Origin of the sequence: Pantoea sp. BAV 3049 (genome assembly GCF_009765445.1) — a bacterium.
In the GTDB taxonomy this organism is placed as follows: domain Bacteria; phylum Pseudomonadota; class Gammaproteobacteria; order Enterobacterales; family Enterobacteriaceae; genus Erwinia.
The window spans coordinates 252,090-273,657 of record NZ_WHOY01000031.1 but is presented as its reverse complement, the minus strand read 5'-3'; the positions used below and the strand labels follow the sequence as shown (position 1 = coordinate 273,657).

Below are 21,568 nucleotides of genomic sequence, written 5' to 3'. Positions count from 1 at the left end.
AGCGACCGTGGGCGACGACGGCAGCTGGAGCTTCACGCCGGATCAACCTCTGGCGGACGGTGAGCATGCGATCACTATTGATGGCACTAACGCAGACGGAAACGGCACCAGTAATACTGTCAATATTGTGGTGGACACTGAAGCCACCACTCCGGTGCTGACCGATGACGCAGGTAACGCGCTCGAAGATGGCGCGACCACCAGCGACAGCACGCCGACCTTTGGCGGCGAAGGTATGAAGCCAGGTTCCACCGTGACCATCACCGACGGGGATAAAGCGATCGGTGAAGCGACCGTGGGCGACGACGGCAGCTGGAGCTTCACGCCGGATCAACCTCTGGCGGACGGCGAGCATGCGATCACCATTGATGGCACTAACGCAGACGGCAACAGCACCAGTGATACTGTCAACATCGTGGTGGACACTGAAGCCACCACTCCGGTGCTGACCGATGACGCGGGTAACGTGATCGAAGATGGCGGTACCACCAGCGGCAACACACCGACCTTCGGCGGTGACGGTATGGAGCCTGGCTCAACCGTGACCATCAGCGACGGCGACAAAGTGATCGGCGAAGTGACCGTGGGCGACGATGGCAGCTGGAGCTTCACGCCGGATGAACCGCTGGCGGACGGCGAGCATGCGATCACTATCGATGGCACTAACGCGGACGGCAACGGTACCACTGATACTGTCAACATTGTGGTGGACACTGAAGCTACCGCTCCGGTGCTGACCGACGATAATGGCAATGCGATCGCCGATGGCACCACCACCAGCGACAGCACGCCAACCTTTGGCGGCGACGGTATGGAGCCTGGCTCAACCGTGACCATTACCGATGGCGACACCGTGATTGGCGAAGTGACCGTGGGCGACGACGGCAGCTGGAGCTTCACGCCGGATGAGCCGCTGGAAAATGGCGACCATACCATCACTATTGACGGGACCAATGCGGACGGCAACGGCACCAGTGATACTGTCAATATTACTGTGGACACCAACGCGCCAGTGCTGACCGACGATAGTGGCAATGCGATCGTCGATGGCAGTACCACCAGCGACAGCACGCCAACCTTTGGCGGCGACGGCATGGAGCCTGGTTCTACCGTGACCATCACCGATGGCGACGATGTGATTGGTGAAGTAGTCGTGGGCGATGACGGCAGCTGGAGCTTCACACCGGATGAACCGCTGGCAGATGGCAGCCATTCCATTACCGTGGATGGCACCAATGCAGAAGGTATTGACACCAGCAGCACGGTGAACATTGTGGTAGACACTTCGGCCACCGAGCCGGTGCTCACCGACGACGCGGGCAACCCGATTGCTGACGGCGATACCACCAGCGACAGCACCCCGACGATTGGCGGTGGCGGTATGGAACCTGATTCCACCGTGACCATCAGCGACGGCGACAACGTGCTGGGCGAAGCGACCGTGGATAAAGACGGTAACTGGACCTTCACTCCTGACGAACCGCTGGCCGACGGCGACCACGCGCTGGTCATCGACGGCACCGACGTCAACGGCAACGGCGTGAACGACACGGTGAACATCGTGATCGACACCGAAGCCAGCACGCCGGGCATGACCGATGAGGCGGGCAACCCGATCAATGATGGTGACACCACCAGCGACAACACCCCGACGATTGGCGGCGGCGGCATGGAGCCTGATTCCACCGTGACCATCAGCGACGGTGATAAAGTGATCGGCGAAGTGACCGTGGATGAAGACGGCAACTGGACCTTCACCCCTGACGAACCGCTGGCGGATGGCAGCCATGAAATTACCGCGGAGGGTACCGACGCCAACGGCAACCACACCAATGACACCGTGAATATTGTGGTGGACACCCGTACACCTACCGTGGTGATGACTGACGACGCTGGCAATGAGATCAATGATGGCGATTTCACCAACGACAGTACGCCAACCCTTAAAGGCAGCGATTTTAAGTCGGGTACCAAAATCACCATCAGTGAGGGTGATAATGTGCTGGGCGAGGTCACTGCAGATGAAAACGGTAACTGGAGCTTCACTCCAACTGAAGCCCTTTCTGATAGTGAGCACACACTTACTATTGCTGTGTCCGATGCTGAAGGTAATACCCAGAGCGGTAACGTTTCCTTCACCGTTGATACCATACCGCCAGAAGGCATCGATATTGCCTCAGTCGTTATTGTTAACGACAAAACAGGCGAAGCTATTGGTGCAGAGGGCATTACTGCTGACAGCACGCCAACCTTCAGTGGCGAAGGCCAGGAAGCCGGCGCAACCGTCATCATTCGTGATGGTGACCAAATCCTTGGCGAAACCACAGTAGATGAAGACGGAAACTGGTCCTTCACTCCGGAAGAAAAACTGGAAGATGGCGATCACTCCTTTACCTTTGAAGTCACCGATGAGGTTGGCAACAGCAGCGGTCAGTCCGACGCGCTCGATCTGACCATCTCTGCGGCTAAAGGGATCAATACTGGCGTGATTATTACCGATGATAACGGCAATGTGCTTGTCGACGGTGATATGACCAACGACAGTACGCCAACCTTTAGCGGGAAGGATCTGGATGCCGGTTCGACAGTGGTGATTTCTGACGGTGATACCGTACTGGGTACCGTGACCGTGGGCGCTGACGGCAGCTGGACCTTTACGCCAGAAACGGCTCTGGGCGAAGGCGACCATAAGCTGACTGTGACCGTGACCGATCCGGAAAACAACACGGGTAGTGACTCCCTCGATGTCGTGGTGGATACCATTGCACCAGACTCGCTGGATCCGTCAGATGTGGTTCTGAGTAACGACAACGGGGAAGCGTTTGCTGCAGGAACGCCAATCTCCGACAGTACCCCAACGTTCAGCGCTGAAGGTCAGGAAGCGGGCGACAGGATTATTGTCCGTGATGGCGATACCGTACTGGGCGAAGCCACCGTGGCTGAAGATGGTAGCTGGTCATTCACGCCGGAAACTGCGCTGAGTGAAGGCGACCATAGCTTCACTTATGAAGTGATTGATGGCGCAGGCAACAGCAGTGGTCAGTCAGATCCGGTCAGCTGGACCGTAGACTCAGTTGCGCCTGAAGGTGTGGATATCAGTGCTGTTGTTATCACTGATGAAACCGGTGCGGTTGTTGATATTGCTGACACCCAGAACGACAGCCATCTGACCTTCAGCGGTAGCGATCTGGAACCGGGCGCAACCGTGACGATTTATGACAAAGGGGAAGCTGTAGGTCATACCATCGTGGATAAGGATGGTAACTGGAGTTACACCGACGAAACCGGACTGTATGACGGCAGCCATGAAATTACTTTCACGGTCTCTGACGCCGCTGGCAACAGCAGCGAACCGTCTGATGTGCTTGACCTGAATGTTGAAACTATGGAACTGACGGCGACAGACAATGTTAGCTCTGGTGCAGCGGTTGGCTTTACCTATCCTGTTGATGAACAAGCTGATTTGGGCACGTTGATCAGTGATGGAGGCCTCATCTCATTCGGTCATACTATCAACAGCGATCCGATTGTTGTTAAGGACGGCTCGGTTATTGATCTGCAGGTTAAGGCAACGTCATCAGCGTTTGTCGATCTGGCCAGCAGCTCTTCACTGATTCTGCAGAAATACGACTCCTCTACTGGTCAATGGGTGAATGTTTCCCAGGATGACAGCTCAAACCTGTTCGGTATGTTCGGTTTGGGGGCGACCACTTCTACCCTGACACTGTCAGGACTGACGGCGGGTACTTACCAGCTGGTATATAGCACTTCTGGTGCGCATATTGGGGTGAGCTTTAACCTCGAAGCAAGCAAGACGGTCTATACCCTGGCAGATGAAGGCACCGTAACCGATTACACCACGGCGACAGGTAACGTGATGTCCGATGCTGACAGTGTTTATGGTACTGACAGCATCCCACACAGTGCTTATACCTCTGTTACTTCGGTGAGCATGACCAACAGTGACGGCACCGTAACAACGGTGACGCTGGATAGCACCACGACCAAAGCTACGCTGGTCGGTCAGTATGGTACGTTGACCATTAATGCCGATGGCAGCTATGAGTATGTGCCAAACGTCGCGATGGACAGTATTGGTAAGGTGGATAACTTCACTTACACCATTACCGATTCGTCAACGGGTGCAACCTCATCAGCGACGCTGCATGTGCAGATTGGCACCACCAATGATGCCCTGGATCTGAGCTGGGATGCTACCGACCCGAGTGCTAACGCCATTACGGATATTGCGTCCAGTAACGAGGCCGATGCCAGCGTGACGGTGACTTATCATTCAACCAGCGTCAGTGGATCTGCTACGGTCAACAGCGGCACGGAGACCTATAGTCAATCGTTCACGGTGAATTCCGCAGACGATCTGGTAACAGGCTCACTGACGCTGACAACGAACGCAAACTTCCTGATCTGGAATGAAAATTTCTCGACGGCAATGAACATCACCTATGATGTCCAGATCCTGAACGAGGATGGTACGTGGTCAACCGTACAGGAGTATACCCAGGTTGTTGCGGCTGGAACGCATAACTCAGAGGTCATCCTTAACGTGGACCTGTCCACGCTTGATTTGGATGCAGGAACCTATCGTATTGCCGTGACCACCACTGGCGCGACCAATACGGTTACTCTCAATATGAGTGCAGAGGTGGTCAGCACCACGGATTACGACATCACTGCCAACCATGTCGCCAAAGGTAACCTGCTGACTGATGAAGGTGCTGACGGTAGCGTGGATAAACTGAGCTCCGTCTACACCCAACTTTATGTAAAAGCAGGCGACAACACTGCCGATACGAATGTTGACAGCAGCTACGCCTTTATCACTGAGAGTGGGGTAAAAATTGTCGGTCAGTACGGCACGTTGGTGGTCTACAACAATGGCTCGTACACCTACACGCCAAATACTTCGGAGATTCCGGCTGGTTCGCAGGACGTGTTTACCTACGCACTGAAAGGTGCCAATGGTGAAGTGGTTAACGCGACGCTGACCATTAATCTGGGGGTCGAGGTCGATGGCAGCAACGGTGGAGCACTTAACTTCCATGGCACAGAAGCCAATGATGTCTTTGCCGTCTATGACACTGATTTCGCCGCCGTGGATGGTGCCGACGGCAGCGATACGCTGGCATGGCACGGCAGCAGCAATCTGGTGCTGAGCGACGTAGCCAGTAAGGTCAGCAATATCGAAGCGATCGATCTGTTGTCAGATGGTAAAGCAGGCAATGTCGTGGTTGATGCGCAGAGTGTTGAGGATGTCACTGACGACAGTAACACACTGTATATCAAGGGTTCTTCCGGTGATACGGTCACGATGACGGGAACCTGGATCAACGCCGGTACGGTGATAGTGGACAGCATCAGCTATACCCACTACACCGCGAAGGCTGACGATGGCAGTATTGTGAATCTCTATGTTCAGAGTGGGGTTTCGCTGTCTACGGTTGCCTGTGATGACAGTGCAGATGGGGCTGACTATACCGTCACTTCAGCCGCTGAAGTTGTGGGTACCGACAACGGTGATACCTTCAGCGTGAGCGACACCAGCTTCACCAGCATCGACGGGGGAGATGGGTTTGATACGCTCTCCTGGAACGGTACAGGCACGCTGACGGTCAGTGATATTGCCAGCAAGGTCAGCAACATCGAAGAGATCGATCTGCTGAACGACACTGATGTGGACAACCTGCTGATTTCTGCACAAAACGTGGCGGATATCACTGATGAGAACAACACGTTGTACGTGAAGGGCTCTACCAGCGATACTCTGACGCTGAGTGGGAGCTGGACGCTGGTTGGTAGTGAAGTGGTTAACAACGTTAACTACAACCACTACACCAGCAAAACAGCCGATGGTCAGACCGTGAATCTGTACGTTGACCGCGACATCAAGTCCAGCAGTACCGAGACCGTAGCAGAGAATAATGCTGCCGATATCACGGGCGACGTAACGTTGGTGAACGACAGTGTCCAGCAGACGGTCACCAATAATACAGCGAGCAATACGTTCACCAGTGACAGCTTCACTATAAACAGCAGCAGCGATCTGCAGGAGATTCATCTCACCGTTTCCAGTACGGGAATGAACTCTGCTAATACCGCTTCGGCTACATGGACGCTGCAAGTTTATAATGAGCAGACCTTTAGCTGGGATACGGTTACCAGTGGTACACAAGCCATTTCCAGCAGCAGTACGCTGAATGTGGATCTGTCCGGGCAGAACAGTGGTCTCTATCGAGTGGTGGTCGATACGACTCAGGTTGGGTTCGATGCCGGCTGGTGGCAGTGGAAATACGATACGTTCACGATCAAAGTGGATGTCAGCATTGTCAGCACTACCGACTACGTGGTGACCTCAAGCTCAAGTATCACGGGATCTGTTTTCACCACCGATAACACCAGCGATGGCAGTATTCTGGTGAAATCGATTGCAGCAGGTATTGTTGCCGGTGCGGCAAACTTCACGGTGATTGCGGCGGCGGGTACAACCATTGCCGGGACTTACGGTACGCTGACCATTTATAAGGACGGGAGCTATACCTACACGCTGAACAGCGAGTCGGTGATCAAGCTTTCAGGTAGCGAAGATTCGTTTACCTATGTTCTGGCGGATAGCACCACCAAAAACCTGATCATGAAAGTGGGTGTAGACGTTGATGGCTCTCAAGGCGGCGCACTGATCCTGGCAGGAACGATTGGTGACGACAGTTTCGCGGTTTACGACACCAATTTCACCACGGTGGACGGCAAATCTGGCAGCGACACGCTTGTATGGAAAGGCCAGGGCGATCTGACGCTCAGCGACATTGCTGACAAGGTTCACAATATCGAATTCATCGACCTGCAGGCCAACGGCGTTGCCGCTGTGCTGACGCTGACGGCGAACGATATTGAGAAAGTCACCGATGCAGATAATGCGCTGTATGTTCGCGGCGGCAGTGAGGATTCACTTTTACTGCAGGGCACCTGGGAGATGAGTGGAGTGACAACACTCAACAACATCACCTACAAGCTCTATACCGGCTCAACTCTGGACGGCACGGTGATCAAGCTCTACGTTCAGGAAGGATTAACCTTCCAGGAAACATCAGAGCAAACCACCGGTGAATTGTCATCCGACGAGCTGCATGACCTGACTGTGGTCTCGGTCAGCCAGAATGGCGAAACCGTTGAAGTTACTGACGGCAGCACCAGCTTCAAGGGGGCTTACGGCACGCTGGTTATTGATGGCGAAGGGCATTACAACTACGTGGCGGATGACTCTGCTGCTCACAGTGGTAATACCGACAGCTTCACCTACACCCTGTCAGACGGCAGTAGCGCTTCACTCACTTTCAACCTGGGTGTGGAAGTCGATGGCAGTAAAGGCGGAGATCTGACCTTTACCGGCACCAGCGGCAATGATGTGTTTGCGGTCTATGATACAGACTTCATCTCTATCAATGGCGCTGACGGTGGGGATTCCCTCGCCTGGCACGGTGGTGGTTCATTGAACCTGAGCAATATCTCTTCGAAAGTCAGCAATATTGAGACTGTCGATCTGCTCAATGACAATGTCAGTGAAAATCTGGTCGTCAGTGCGGAAAGTCTGCTGAAAGTGACCGATGAACATAATACTTTATATGTTCGGGGTGGCGACGGCGATACTGTTACGCTCAATGGCAGCTGGGAAGCAACGGGCGAAACGCTGGTTAATGGTGTGACGTATAACCATTACACCAGTACCACCAACGATGGGTCAACCGTTCAGCTTTATGTTGAAGATGATGTCACTATTGGTTAATAAATCGTAGTGAAAATAAATTCAGGCTGGCACCTCGGTGCCGGCCTGTTATTTATTGTCAGATTTAACATTTAATTTAAGTTGCAGGTCTTTCAGGACGCTTTTAAAGCTATATTACAACCAGGATGTTTGAATAAATCATGAAAAAGCTATTCATTACCATATGTTGCGTAATTAGCATGCCTTTTGCCTGCGCGGCGGAAAAAAGCCTTAACTCTTCCGCTCAGCGCGGCGCTAATGAAGCACCCGCAGGGTTTTGGGGAGTCTTTTCAAGCATACCCGAACCGGGTAACAGACCCGCGGGCGGGACCGCTTTGTCTGAACAGTTCCAGATCGCTCCCGCAGAAATTGAACTCCAGCCGACGGAGAGTGCTGCCGCAACAAGCCGCAATTCGCTCCCGGTCGACTGGCAGGCAGCCATTCATCTTGCTGTGAATCACCACCCCGCTATCAGCAGCGCCATCGCTTCGCTGGAGTCCGCCGGTTTCAATATTGACGCGGCAAGCGGCGGGTATCTTCCGGCCATCAAAGCGGGGATCACTTCAGGTCGCCAGCAGGATGAAGGTAACGGACAGATCGCCACCGTCGGTCTGTCGCAAATGCTGTATGACTTTGGTAAAACCGGCAGCGCCGTTGATCAGGCCAGCGCGAAATATCTGCGCCAGCAGGCGAGCGCGCTCGAGCAGATTGATACTATTGTTCAGCAGACAGCGCTGGCTCTGAACGAGGTTTATCGTTATTCGCAGCTGGTTGATAATGCAAAAAAACAGGTAAAGTCCCTGCGTGATATCCTTGCGCTGACCCGTATGCGTGCAGAGGCCGGTGCCAGTACCCGTGTGGATCCGGTGCAGGCTCAGGCGCGTGTTGAAGCAGCAGAGGCGCAGCAGCAGGAAGTGGAAATCAAACTGCAGCAGCAGCAGTACCATCTGCAGTCGCTGCTGGGTCAGCCGGTGGCAGCCGATCATCTCTCTGCCCCGCATGAACTGCTGTCGCAGATTAAGAAACAGGGTCAGACTGTCGATCTTAATAAGAACCCGACCATTCTGATGGCTCAGGCGGATGTCGCGGTGGCTCAGGCGGAATTGCGCAGCTATAAAGCGCAGCGCTATCCGACGTTATCTCTGGAAGCGAACACCAATAAATACATGGGTGATATCGCGAATTATCAGAGCCGCAGCCAGTATCAGAACGTCTATCTCTCGGTGAACAGTACGATTTATCAGGGAGGATCGCTGGCCGCCCAGGAAAGCGCCAGCGCACGGGCGCTTGAAGCAGCCCGGTCGCTGATTGCCAGTAAAAAACTGGAATTAACCGATCAGCAGCGCAGTTATTTTCAAAGCATTACTGGTCTGCAACGCAATATTTCATTGCTGACCAATCGGATGAAAACGATTACCGAAACCCGCTCGTTATACCGGGAGCAATATTTATCGCTGGGGAACAGGAATGCACTGGATTTGTTAAACGCCGAGCAGGAAATCAGCAATGCGGAACGGGATTTAATTAACGCCCGCTGTGATTTATGGGCTGCCTCGGTGAATTATATTGTCATGGCTGGCATGGCCAGGGATGTATTTGATTTAAATGGTCAGGTAATTCAGGGATTGCGCCTCACGCAATAAAATCAGTCAGTCCGGAACAAATATTATGGAAAACGAACGTACCATGGAAAAGGCTGCCGCCTCACCAGAAAATAAAAGCTATATTCCCTGGCTTGAAGCCTTATTGCTGGTAGCAAAACATTACCGGTTGGATGGCTCTCCTGAACGGGTAAAAGGCGAAGCGGAATGGCACCTGAGCCATCTGTCACAGGATTCACTGATTGAAAACATGGCTCGTCAGCTGGGTCTGGCGGTGTTTTTTGACAGCTTCCATCAGGACCAGCTGGATCCCTGGCGGATGCCGCTGATCGTTGACTTTGGCTATCGTGGCGTCGGGGTGGTGACCACCTGTGGGGAACAGGGAAAAGTCAGCGTAATCCTGAATGGTGAAAAGCAGCTGCAAACTGAGCTTAGCATTGAGGAGCTGGCAGAAAATGCCCGTCGCGTCCTGCTGGCTAAACCGGAAACCTCGGTGCCGGATGCGCGCGTTGATGACTACATCAAGCCTTATCGTTCTGACTGGCTTTGGAACACCATCCTGCGGGAATGGCCTGGCTATCTGAACGTGATGTTTGCCTCACTGATTTCGAATGTTCTCGGCCTGTCTGCGATGCTGTTTACCATGCAGGTTTATGACCGGGTTATTCCTTCCCAGTCTATTCCCACGCTGTGGGTATTGTTCAGTGGGGTAGTGATCGCTCTGACGTTTGTTTTTGTGATGCGCATTACCCGTACGCATATTTCTGACACGGTAGGGAAAAGTGCCGATCTGCGCATTTCCGACCGGGTTTTTGGTCATGCGTTGCGTATCCGTAACGACCTGCGGCCAAAATCTACCGGTTCGTTCATCGCGCAAATCCGCGAGCTGGAGCAGATCCGCGAGCTGATCACCTCCACCACGGTGACAGCCATTGCCGATCTGCCGTTCCTGATCATTTTCCTGTTTATTCTCTGGCTGCTGGGAGGCTGGCTGGTGCTGGTTCCGCTGGCGGCCATTCCGTTGATTATCATCCCTGGTCTGCTGGTGCAGCGCCCATTAGCGAAGCTTTCGAGGGCCACCATGCGCGAATCAGCGGTGCGCAATGCAATGCTGGTTGAAGCCGTGCAGGGCATGGATGACATCAAGATGCTGCGTGCTGAGCCTTACTTCCAGAACCAGTGGAATCACCTGAACGAAGCGATCAGCAAAACCTCTAAAAAGCAGCGCTTTATCAGTGGATTGCTCACCAGCTGGACTAACGAAGTGCAGACCGTGGCCTATATCAGCGTGGTACTGGTGGGGGCTTTCCTCGCCATTAACGGCGATTTGTCCACCGGGGTGCTGATTGGTAGCTCAATGCTGGCTTCACGCATGATGGCGCCGCTGGGGCAGTTGGCGATGATCCTCGGCCGCTGGCAGCAGGCAAAAGTGGCCCGTGAAGGGCTGGAAAACCTGCTCCGCAGCGAGGTCGATCAGCCTGAACGCAGCGTCCAGATCCACCGCCCTAAAATTTACGGTGAATATCACCTGTCGGAAGCGAACTATCGCTACGATCCAAACTCGCCTGAGCCGATACTGACGGTCAGCAAGCTGATGATTAAACAGGGAGAGAAAATCGCTCTGCTGGGGCGTAACGGCTCCGGTAAATCCACCTTACTGCAAATGATGGCGGGGCTGTTGCAGCCAAACGAAGGGGCCATTTTACTTGACGGGGTGCGGCTTTCCTCACTGGATCCGTTGGACGTTCGTCGTGATGTCGGCCTGCTGGGACAAACCTCCTCGCTGTTTTTTGGCAGCATCCGCGAAAACCTGCAGTTGGGCATGCCGCTGGCCACCGAAGATGAAATGCTGGAGGCACTGGAAATCAGCGGCGCGAGTGAATTTATTCGCCGCCTGCCGGAAGGCATGGACTATCAGTTGCAGGAAGGCGGCAAGGGACTCTCCGGTGGGCAACGACAACAGCTGTTGCTGGCCCGTACCGTTCTGCGACAGCCCAGTGTTCTGCTGCTGGATGAACCCACTGCCTGGCTGGATGATGCGGTGGAGAAACATTTGATCGAAAAGCTGCAGGCGTGGATGGGCAATCGTACCGTGATCGTGGCCACGCATCGCCCGGCGGTTATGCAGTTGGTTGATCGTATTATACTGATTGATAAGGGTAAAATTGTCCGCGATGGGACAAAGGAAGAGATGCTGGTGTCTGCCCCTGCGAAAGCGCAGGCCACACCGCATCAGGGTAAGGTGAATCTGTCTTCGCAGGGAGCGAAATCATGAGTCTGCGTAATCTTTTTCTCTTTTCATGGCTGCGTTTACCCCGCCATCAGCGGCCCCGTCGTCTGATCTCTTCCGGCGCGGTGATCGTCTGGTCAGTGCTGGTACTGATGGTAATGTTCTTCTTCTGGGCGACTCATTTTGAGCTGGATGAAGTGACCATCGGGGTTGGCAAGGTGGTTCCCAGCTCGCACGAACAAATCATCCAGTCGCTGGAAGGCGGTATTCTGAAGGAGCTGAAAGTTCACGAAGGGGATGTGGTGGAAGACGGGCAGGTTCTGGCGCTGCTGGACCCCACTCAGATTGACTCCGGCGTTCAGGAGAGCCAGTCGCGTTTGCGGGCTGCGCTGGCAACTTCTGCCCGTTTACAGGCCGAAACGGAAGGACGCGAGCTGGTTTTCCCACCGGAGGTGCAGGAAGATCCTGCTCTGGTGGCGGCAGAAACGGCGCTGTACAGATCGCGGCGCGAAAACCTGAAAAAAAGTCTTGCCGGGCTGAGTGAAGCGCTGGACCTGATCAATCGTGAGCTGCGGCTGACCTCTTCTCTGGTGGCACGGGGAGCGGCCAGTGACGTTGAAGTGCTACGGCTGAAGCGCCAGGCCAACGATTTGCAGAGTAAGCTTAACGACGCGCAGAACCAGTACGATGTAAAAGCGCGTGAAGATCTGGCTAAGGCCAATGCTGAAGTGGCCTCGCAGCGTTCGGTTATTATCGGTCGGGCCGACTCGTTGAAAAGGACGGTGATCGTCGCGCCGGTCAAAGGGATTGTGAAGGATATCAAGATTAACACGGTTGGCGGCGTTATTCCGCAGCGTGGCGATTTAATGGAGATCGTCCCGCTGGATGAGCAGTTGATGATTGAGGCGCAGATCGCCCCCCGCGACGTGGCATTTATCACTCCGGGTCAGCGCGCGGTGGTCAAGCTGACCGCCTATGACTACAACATCTACGGCGGGCTGGAAGGCAAAGTGGCCTTTATCTCTCCGGATACTATTCAGGATGAGGTTCACCGGGATAAATACTACTACCGGGTATATGTGCGTACGGAGAAAGATTATCTGGTGAACAAAAAGGGCAAACATTTTCCGGCCTATCCGGGGATGATCGCGATGGCTGAGATCCATACTGGCAGTAAAACGATTATGGAATACCTGATCAAACCGCTTAACAGGGCAAAAGAAGCCCTCCGCGAACGGTAATCTCCTGCAGGGGAAGCCAGATGGCTTCCCCTTTTTACCTGCCAGACTAATGCTAAGATGCTGCACAAGATCGCTTAAAAAACACAGTAAAGGAAAAAACAGTGGAATTAGCGGAACTGCAGAGCTTACTTGAAGCTCTTACATCGCTGCCTCCCCCCGATAAACAGGAACCTAACCTGTTTTCCATCGGAGCCAGAGGGCATTATGAAAATCCTGTCAGCGATCTTCTGGCATTTTTCTTCTATCCGGATGCAGGCCATGGCCTGGGCACGCTGGCACTAGAGTCGCTGCTGGCCTGTTTACCCGAAGCACAACAACCTGTTGAAGCCTCCCTGCTGGCTGCTCCCGAGCGCGAAGTCAGCACGAAACTGGGAAACAGGATTGATATCCTGATGGAATCTGATGAATGGCTGCTGGTGCTGGAAAATAAAATATGGCATCAGCAAAATAACCCGTTCAGTGACTACAGCGATTATTTGGCAGAGAAAGGGCGAAAGCAGGATAAAGCCTGTATCTACGTGGTTCTTTCTCCAGAAGGTGAATCACCTGAAGGCTGGTCAGGCATCAGTTATAAGAATCTGATTGCGGAGTTGTCAGCCCGTTCTGGTAAAGCCTTTGTCTCATTTCCCTTCAGCAAATGGCTGATCCTTTTACGCGAGTTTATTTTGCATCTGGAGTCATTAATGGCCTCAACCAACATATCTCCCGACACGGAAGATTTTGTCCTGAATAACTTAGGTAAAATTCAGGAAATGGTCAGCCTGAAAAGCAGCGTAATCAAGTCGCTGCAGGAAGAAGGGCTGCGTTATCTGACTCGCGAGTTTAGCGATCATGGTTACAATGTGCAGACGAGATTGCATCACTGGTATGGTTATCCGGCTTTGCGTTTCGCATTTGAACACTGGACCGATTCTTCTGATGTTTGCCTGTATCTTGATGGCAGTCCTGGTAATGTCTTTGATGTCAGGACTTATGTCTGGGATCTGCACACACAAGCACTGTGTCAGTGCACTGACCGGTTTTTTTCTCAGGAAGTTTTCGATCACCACTGGCTGGAAGGCAATGGCAGCGTGATGGGATTCCAGCGGCTGATGTCTGGCGAGAAGGCAGAAAAACGCCACCTGTTTGACGAAATTGCCCGGCAGATGAAGAAGCTCAATGAATTTGAGCAGCAACATCGTCAGGATAATTAAAATACACCAGGCCATTATCGGTCAGCTTGTTGTGAAAGCGCGGCGGGGTAGCAGGGGAAGGCCGGGTCTTATTCATCCTTTCTTTACAATTTTTCAGTTTCTTCCAGCGGGAAACACTTTATCTTCTACAGCAAAATGTTGAGCGCATGCTTCTTCAGTGTCTGGTAGGGCAAAAAAGTGAAAACTTGTCAGCGTAATTTTGTAGAATTCAGTGAGTATGCCTGCGGGCAGGCACAGGGCAATTTGGAGACACTATGAGTAAGTCGAAGTACGTTTTAATTTCAGCAATGTTGTTGGGCGCTGTGCCACTGATCTCTGTTGCCTACGCTGAAGGCGAGCAGGCTCAGGCACCGGTAGCCCAGGATCAGTCTGCTCAGGCTCCAGCACCAGCAGCAGATGACCAGGCACCTGATGCACAGGCACCGGAAGGACAGACGCCAAGCGATCCCCAGGCTCCGGCTTCCGATGCGCCTCAGGGGTCCTCTACCGGCGCACAGGCTCAGGCCATGCAGAACCCGGATACCGACACTCAGGATCAGCCAGACCCGGCTCATCCGTATGAAATTAAGTCTTTCTTTGCTGATTTCCAGCGCTTCACCATCGGCAGCGTGATCCCCGATCGCTATCGCACCAAAAAATACGAAATCGTCGACTGGAAAACCCGCAACCTGTCGAAACCAGATGAAGGCACCGGCTGGACTTACATGGGCGGCAACTACGTGCTGTTCAACAAAGCCGACGGCAAAATCATCAAGGCTGAATCAGGCGATATCTTCTACAAGCAGTCCTGATCCTCAATAGCAGGAGAAAGCCCGGCAAAATGCCGGGCTTTTTTTGCTGTTCAGAAAGTCTGCGCCGCGCCTCAGGAAGCAGGACGGTTCAGCGTATTCCAGCGCTTATAGACTTCCAGCGCATCCGCATCGGGCTGGTGCTTCATTGGCAGACGACGCTGTGGGATCGGCTTGGCAAACTCCTGGTAGAAGTTCTCCAGCTCGAAGTATTGGCGATCGTCGCGATAGAACGGGACGTACTCTTCGCGGGTGGTGATATAAATTACCTGCTTAGGACTGCAGTAATAGAGTGAGCCAAGGCACATAGGGCAAGGGCTGGCGAGGATGTAAATATCACAATCCGAAAGATTTTCAGTCTGTAGTTTCCGGCACGCCTCGCGGATCGCCAGGATCTCGGCGTGCGCGGTGGGATCGTGGCTCTGCGCCGCCTGGTTGGCGCTTTCAGCGATGATCACGCCGTTGCGGACGATTACCGTGGCAAACGGCCTGCCGCCTTCTTCTACGTTCTGCATTGCCAGCGCAATGGTACGTTTTACAAAATCCATCATGACCTCGTTACTCTGTGGGTGGAACAGCGATCATTCTGGGACTGAAATTGCTAGCAATCAAGCTAGCGTGTTTTTTAAGAGTAAAAACCGCACTGTTTGCACAATAAAAGAGCCAAACGGAGGGGAAATCCCTCCGACACTTATTGGTTTGCTGCGGTGGCTGAACTGGCGAGCGCGTATTTTTGTTGCTGGCGGGTAAACCACTCGGTGGGAATATTGTGCGGGGCCAGCGTCAGCTGGTCGATCCCCTGCTCAATAATGGTGGATGCCTGCTGCCAGAGATCGGGATGGCCGGCGGTCAGTAGCGAAATTTGTACACGTTTTTCAATAAGATAAACGCGGGCGAACCGGGCATCGAAATGAATAATTGAGCGGGTATTATCAATAATATCCGCCAGTTTGATGGTCTGTGCCTCAGCGGAGGCATGTGCCGTATGGCGAAAATGCGCAAGCTTGCGGGCGGCACGGTTTTTGGTGCCGGGGGGATGGCTGTCGGTCAGCATTTCAACCAGTTGCGCCACCTTTTCGCCAAAGTGGCTGGTGATATCGTTCAGCGTGCTCGGCGTGTCTTCCACCGTATCGTGCAGCCAGGCGGCAGCCAGCATCACCTCGTTATCGGTAACGCTCCTGACCAGTTCGGCAACCGCGGCCGGATGCACAATATAGGGTTCGTCGGTGTACTTGCGGCGCTGGCCCGCTTCGGCGTGGGCTTTGGTGGCGTAGCGTCGTGCCTGTTCTTCCAGTGACTGCATCGGCCTTCTCCCCATCGGTTAAAAATTAACTTGCAATTATATAGCGCACTATTTATATTTTTACGCATGACTACAGATAAAGATGACAAAAAAGCACAAGATGCGCCACTGTTGCTCGATCAGCAGCTGTGCTTTGCGCTTTATTCCGCCAATCTGGCGCTGCATAAGCTTTACCGGCAGCTGTTAGCGCAGCTGGAGATCACCTATCCGCAATATCTGGTGATGCTGGTGCTGTGGGAGCGCGATGATGTGACGGTCTCTGACATCGGCGAACGTCTGTTTCTTGATTCGGCCACGCTGACCCCACTGCTGAAAAGGCTGGAAGCGGCGGGGCTGCTGAATCGTCAGCGCTCGCGTAAAGATGAACGCCAGGTCGTCGTCACTCTGACAGAGCAGGGACGGGCGTTGCGCAGTAAAGCGACAGGCATCCCTGATTCGATTGCCTGTGCCTCGGCCAGTGATGTCGAAACGCTGAAAGCGCTTAAGCAGGAGTTAGAAACCCTGCGCGACAAACTGAACGGCTGACGACTGCTAAGAAGAGAACTTTACCAGAATGTTGTTAAATAAGTAGTGTGCGATTTAATCGCACATATAAACTCAAACCTGAAGGAGCCACACCATGTCTTTAGAAAAAGTTGTTTATCGCGCAAAAGCAAAAGCCACCGGTGGTCGTGACGGCCGTGCCACTTCCTCTGACGGCGTACTGGACGTGAAACTGGGCGTACCAAAAGAGATGGGCGGCGCGGGCGGTGAAGCGACCAACCCTGAGCAGCTGTTTGCTGCCGGTTATTCAGCCTGCTTCCTGGGAGCGATGAAGTTTGTTGCCGGCCGCGACAAAATTTCGATGCCAAAAGACGCTTTCATTGAAGGTGAAGTCGGTATCGGTCCCCTGCCAACTGGTTTTGGTATTGAAGCAAAACTGAATATTCACCTGGAAGGGATGGATGCGGCGGAAGCGAAAACACTGGTTGATGCAGCGCATATCGTTTGCCCTTACTCCAATGCCACCCGCGGCAACATCGATGTGACTCTGAATATCATTAACTGATAGTGAGTCCTCACCAGGGCAGCGGCTGCTGCCCTGGTGCAATAGGGTTTCAGCTCCTCTTTTCCTTCCTCCAGCCCGTTTCCATCTGGCTAATGCCTCTGCTCAATCTGGCCGGTTTAAGTGGCATTTGCCGCAATAAATATTGCTTAATTACTGTGCTGTTTAACCGATTGAGCGGATAAATTCCCGGTAATGTGCTTAACTACGCCGCTTGCTGAGAATCTGGCCTCTTTTTCTCAGAATCATTTGGGACGGTCAGTCCCAACCAATAATCGACCTGATGTCCGAACTCTGGCGCAACGGTAAGGTCTGATTAGCGTTTGGACTTGTTTAAGAACCGTTTAAGTTACGCCGGGATAAAGGTTGCATGAATTATATAAAATCACTGACTCAGCAAAAGCTGTCGTTTTTGCTGGCATTCTACATCGGGATCTTCCTTAACATTCCGGTCTTTTATCGTCGTTTCGACCCGTTTCTGGCCCATTTCAAAGCCACACAGTGGCTCTCCGCCGTGGCAGAAGTGGTGGCTATCGTCCTGCTGACCTTCTTCCTGATGCGCTTGCTGTCGCTGGGCGGCAGAATTTTCTGGCGTATCGCCGCTACCACGCTGCTGCTGATTTCGGTCGCTGCCAGCTATTACATGAGCTTCTTCAACGTGGTGATTGGCTACGGCATCGTGGCTTCGGTAATGACCACCGACACCGATCTGTCGAAAGAAGTGATTGGCTACCACTTTGTGCTGTGGATGGTGCTGGTCAGCGCGATACCGCTGCTGCTGATCTGGCGCAATTCCCTGCGCCTTACGCTGCTTGAGCAGATGAAAACCCCCGGACAGCGCCTGAAGCCGCTGTTCACATTGCTGCTGGCGGTGGCGCTGGTCTGGTTGCCAATTCGCTATTTTGACAAGCAGCAGAACAATAACGAGAAGCTGACCAACATCGATCTGCCGAGCTACGGTGGCGTGGTGGCGCACTCCTATCTGCCTTCAAACTGGCTTTCCGCGCTGGGGCTGTTTGCCTATACCAGCTATGACGAGAGGATGGACAGCGAAGACCTGTTCGATCCGTCGAAGAAATTTACCTACAACCCACCTGCTGCCGGGCTGGACGATACCTATGTGGTATTCGTGATTGGTGAAACCACCCGCTGGGATCATATGGGCCTGCTGGGCTATAACCGCGATACCACGCCAAAGCTGTCGAAAGAGAAGAACCTGGTGGCCTTCCGCGGTGAATCCTGCGATACCGCCACCAAGCTCTCCCTGCGCTGTATGTTTGTGCGTGAAGGCGGAACGGATGACGGGCCGGGCCGGACACTGAAAGAGCAAAACGTCTTTGCCGTCCTGAAGAGGCTGGGCTTCAGCTCCGAGCTGTTCGCCATGCAGAGTGAAGTGTGGTTTTACAATAATACCGATGCGGATAACTACGCATTCCGCGAGCAGATTGGTTCTGAGAAGCAGAATCAGGGCAAGTCAGTGGACGATATGCTGCTGATCCCCGAGCTGAAGAAGTCTGTTGACCGTCATCCACAAGGGAAACACCTGGTGGTGCTGCACACCAAAGGTTCGCACTATCTGTATTCCCAACGTTACCCGCGTGAGTTTGCGCGCTATCAGCCGGAATGTATGGGCGTGGACGACACCTGCAGCAAAGCGATGCTAATCAACGCCTTTGATAACTCAGTGCTCTACACCGATACCGTGCTGGATAGCGTGTTTGACCAGCTGCGTGATAAGAAGGCCATCGTCTTCTATGCGGCTGACCATGGCGAATCGATCAGCGATAATATGCACCTGCACGGCACGCCACGCAACATGGCTCCACCTGAGCAGTTTCGCGTGCCGATGATAGTGTGGGCCTCGGATAAATATCTGGCGGACCCACAAAACCTGAGCGCTTTTGAGCGGCTCAAAGCCCAGCAGAGCGTAGGCAAGACCCATCGTCACTATGAGCTGTTCGACTCCATTATGGGCTGCCTGGGTTACACCTCGCCGGACGGTGGGATCAAAGAATCCAATAACTGGTGTGCCGATCCTGCGAAGGCGGTGCAGCCACCGGTGGCAAACAAGCTCTAATCATCTGATTTAACGTCCCTTTGAAGCCCTCTGTCCTGCCGGGACCGGGGGCTTTTTTATTTCGCAGATGCACCTCAACCCGGCCGCCTGTTTCACAAAACTTTATACTGTTGCTGAAAAAAACGGCTGTCTGAACTAAGTCCAATTTATTCGACTAAACGGGCATAAAAGCCTTATCCCGCCTGCGATCAAGCGCTTAATTCGCGTCGCGTTTCGCTTATGTCCGTTCCTGACTCCCTGATCAATTTTTATGCCAGTGTTGCAGAATATTTAGCTGGAAAGTCTGTCATAAGCAAAGTGTATCGTTCAATATTGAGCCAATTATCGGGTTATTTTATTAGTTTTTTTTCGGAGCAAATTGCTGCTTAAAAATAGTAAAGTCTTAGATAAATCTGCCATATGACCAATTGTATGCATCTTTACGCTATAAAAAGGCGTGTTCAGGTTTTTTTATGTTTGCTTGCTGTTTCTCACACTCTGTGTAAATACCTGACAGTTGTATTGACGTTACCTGCAACTGTTGACAAATTGATGCCTCAAGTGAAAAGGGATACGGATTTGTCTGATGGTTTCCACGGGTCAGAGTTTCCCGAAGCCGTATTCCCTCCGCTGAAAAACGTCAGGACCGTACAAAAAAAACAAGGTCCGGCGGAAGTGCACACAACACCACATCATAATTGGAGCAGAAGCATGAGTATTTCCTTGTCTAAAACAGGGATGCTGAAGGTAGGTCTGAGCCTGATCGCTTTGACAGTTGCCGCAGGCGTCCAGGCGAAAACCCTGGTTTATTGTTCAGAAGGTTCGCCTGAAGGCTTTAACCCGCAGCTGTTTACCTCCGGTACCACCTATGACGCCAGTTCCGTACCGATCTACAACCGTCTGGTTGAGTTCAAAATCGGGACCACTGAAATCCAGCCTAGCCTGGCGGAAAAATGGGACGTCAGCGCTGACGGCAAAACCTACACTTTCCACCTGCGTAAAGGCGTGAAGTGGCAGACCACCAAAGATTTCAAACCTACCCGTGACTTCAATGCTGATGACGTGATTTTCTCTTTCGAACGTCAGCTGGATAAAAACAACAAGTATCATGGTGTGTCTGGCGGCAGCTATGAGTACTTCGAAGGCATGGACATGCCTAAACTGATCAGCAAAATTGAGAAAGTGGACGACAACACCGTGCGCTTCGTGCTGACCCGTCCGGAGTCGCCATTCATGGCGGACCTGGGCATGGACTTTGCTTCTATCCTGTCTGCGGAATACGCTGACAATATGTTGAAAGCCGGAACGCCTGAGAAGGTTGACCTGAACCCGGTGGGTACCGGTCCGTTCCAGCTGCTGCAGTACCAGAAAGATTCCCGCATCCTGTACAAAGCGTTTGACCAGTACTGGGGCACTAAGCCAAAAATCGACCGCCTGGTGTTCTCCATCACGCCGGATGCGTCAGTGCGCTACGCCAAGCTGCAGAAAGGCGAGTGCCAGGTCATGCCATATCCGAACCCGGCTGACATCGCCCGCATGAAGGAAGATAAAAATATCAACCTGATGCAGATGCCAGGCCTGAACGTCGGCTACCTGTCATTCAATACCGAGAAGAAACCGCTGGATAACCTGAAAGTTCGCCAGGCGCTGACCATGGCCGTGAACAAGAAAGCGATTATCGATGCGGTGTATCAGGGGGCTGGCCAGGCGGCTAAAAACCTGATCCCACCAAGCATGTGGGGCTACAACGACTCGGTGCAGGATTACGCTTACGACCCGGCTAAAGCGAAAGAGCTGTTGAAAGAAGCGGGCATGCCGGACGGTTTCTCAATCGACCTGTGGGCAATGCCGGTTCAGCGTCCGTACAACCCGAACGCTCGCCGCATGGCGGAGATGATTCAGTCTGACTGGGCGAAAATTGGCGTGAAAGCCAAGATCGTGACTTACGAGTGGGGCGAGTATCTGAAGCGTGCTAAAGCCGGTGAACACCAGACCGTGATGATGGGCTGGACCGGTGATAACGGGGATCCGGATAACTTCTTCGCCACGCTGTTCAGCTGTGCTGCGGCGAAGGACGGTTCCAACTACTCCCGCTGGTGTTACAAGCCGTTTGAAGATCAGATTCAGCCTGCTCGTGCTGAAGCCGATCACAACAAGCGTATTGAATACTACAAACAGGCTCAGGTTGTGATGCATGACCAGGCACCTGCGCTGATCATCGCTCACTCCACCGTGTATGAGCCGGTCAGCAAGAAAGTCACTGGCTACGTTGTGGATCCGTTAGGTAAGCATCACTTCGAGAACGTCGATATTCAGGAATAATGAGGCGGGCCG

At 53.1% G+C, this 21,568-nt stretch carries 12 protein-coding genes; 10 read left to right on the top strand and 2 right to left on the bottom strand.

Annotation, left to right across the window (positions count from 1 at the left end; translation table 11 throughout):
• The first annotated feature begins 7 nt into the window (after nt 1-7).
• From GSQ70_RS02020 to GSQ70_RS01995, 6 genes are all read left to right on the top strand, one after another.
• The gene (locus tag GSQ70_RS02020) at nt 8-7,798 is read left to right on the top strand and encodes a BapA/Bap/LapF family large adhesin (protein WP_158780705.1); all 7,791 of its coding nucleotides are present in this window, start codon (nt 8-10) and stop codon (nt 7,796-7,798) included.
• A gap of 314 nt (nt 7,799-8,112) precedes the next feature.
• Nucleotides 8,113-9,420, top strand: coding sequence for a TolC family outer membrane protein (locus GSQ70_RS02015; RefSeq protein WP_233268230.1), 1,308 nt, complete (start codon nt 8,113-8,115; stop codon nt 9,418-9,420).
• Between the two features lie 25 nt (nt 9,421-9,445).
• The gene (locus GSQ70_RS02010) at nt 9,446-11,653 is read left to right on the top strand and encodes a type I secretion system permease/ATPase (protein WP_158780703.1); all 2,208 of its coding nucleotides are present in this window, start codon (nt 9,446-9,448) and stop codon (nt 11,651-11,653) included.
• A complete protein-coding gene (locus GSQ70_RS02005; RefSeq protein ID WP_158780702.1) occupies nt 11,650-12,849 on the top strand; it encodes an HlyD family efflux transporter periplasmic adaptor subunit in 1,200 nt (399 codons plus the stop codon). The genes GSQ70_RS02010 and GSQ70_RS02005 overlap by 4 nt, the downstream gene beginning before the upstream one ends.
• A 101-nt stretch (nt 12,850-12,950) precedes the next feature.
• Nucleotides 12,951-14,042 (top strand): PD-(D/E)XK nuclease family protein, encoded by a 1,092-nt coding sequence (locus GSQ70_RS02000; RefSeq protein ID WP_158780701.1) that lies wholly within the window; start codon nt 12,951-12,953, stop codon nt 14,040-14,042.
• A gap of 254 nt (nt 14,043-14,296) precedes the next feature.
• Nucleotides 14,297-14,833 (top strand): RcnB family protein, encoded by a 537-nt coding sequence (locus GSQ70_RS01995; protein ID WP_158780700.1) that lies wholly within the window; start codon nt 14,297-14,299, stop codon nt 14,831-14,833.
• 71 nt (nt 14,834-14,904) lie between these two features.
• Here GSQ70_RS01995 and GSQ70_RS01990 read toward each other — a convergent pair whose 3' ends face one another.
• Entirely contained in the window at nt 14,905-15,378 is a 474-nt protein-coding gene (locus GSQ70_RS01990; RefSeq protein ID WP_158785172.1) for a nucleoside deaminase, read from the bottom strand.
• Nucleotides 15,379-15,521: 143 nt separating this feature from the next.
• Nucleotides 15,522-16,133, bottom strand: a complete 612-nt coding sequence (locus GSQ70_RS01985; protein ID WP_158780699.1) for an HD domain-containing protein — start codon at nt 16,131-16,133, stop codon at nt 15,522-15,524.
• Nucleotides 16,134-16,199: 66 nt separating this feature from the next.
• Between GSQ70_RS01985 and GSQ70_RS01980 the strand changes: the two genes are divergently transcribed.
• From GSQ70_RS01980 to dppA, 4 genes are all read left to right on the top strand, one after another.
• On the top strand, nt 16,200-16,658 hold the full coding sequence (locus tag GSQ70_RS01980; RefSeq protein WP_158780698.1) for a MarR family winged helix-turn-helix transcriptional regulator: 459 nt from the start codon (nt 16,200-16,202) through the stop codon (nt 16,656-16,658).
• A gap of 94 nt (nt 16,659-16,752) precedes the next feature.
• Nucleotides 16,753-17,181, top strand: coding sequence for an organic hydroperoxide resistance protein (locus GSQ70_RS01975; protein WP_158780697.1), 429 nt, complete (start codon nt 16,753-16,755; stop codon nt 17,179-17,181).
• A 367-nt stretch (nt 17,182-17,548) separates the two neighbouring features.
• On the top strand, nt 17,549-19,255 hold the full coding sequence (eptB, locus tag GSQ70_RS01970) for a kdo(2)-lipid A phosphoethanolamine 7''-transferase (RefSeq protein WP_158780696.1): 1,707 nt from the start codon (nt 17,549-17,551) through the stop codon (nt 19,253-19,255).
• Between the two features lie 690 nt (nt 19,256-19,945).
• Nucleotides 19,946-21,556 (top strand): dipeptide ABC transporter periplasmic-binding protein DppA, encoded by a 1,611-nt coding sequence (gene dppA / locus GSQ70_RS01965; protein ID WP_158780695.1) that lies wholly within the window; start codon nt 19,946-19,948, stop codon nt 21,554-21,556.
• The last annotated feature ends 12 nt before the right edge of the window (nt 21,557-21,568 follow it).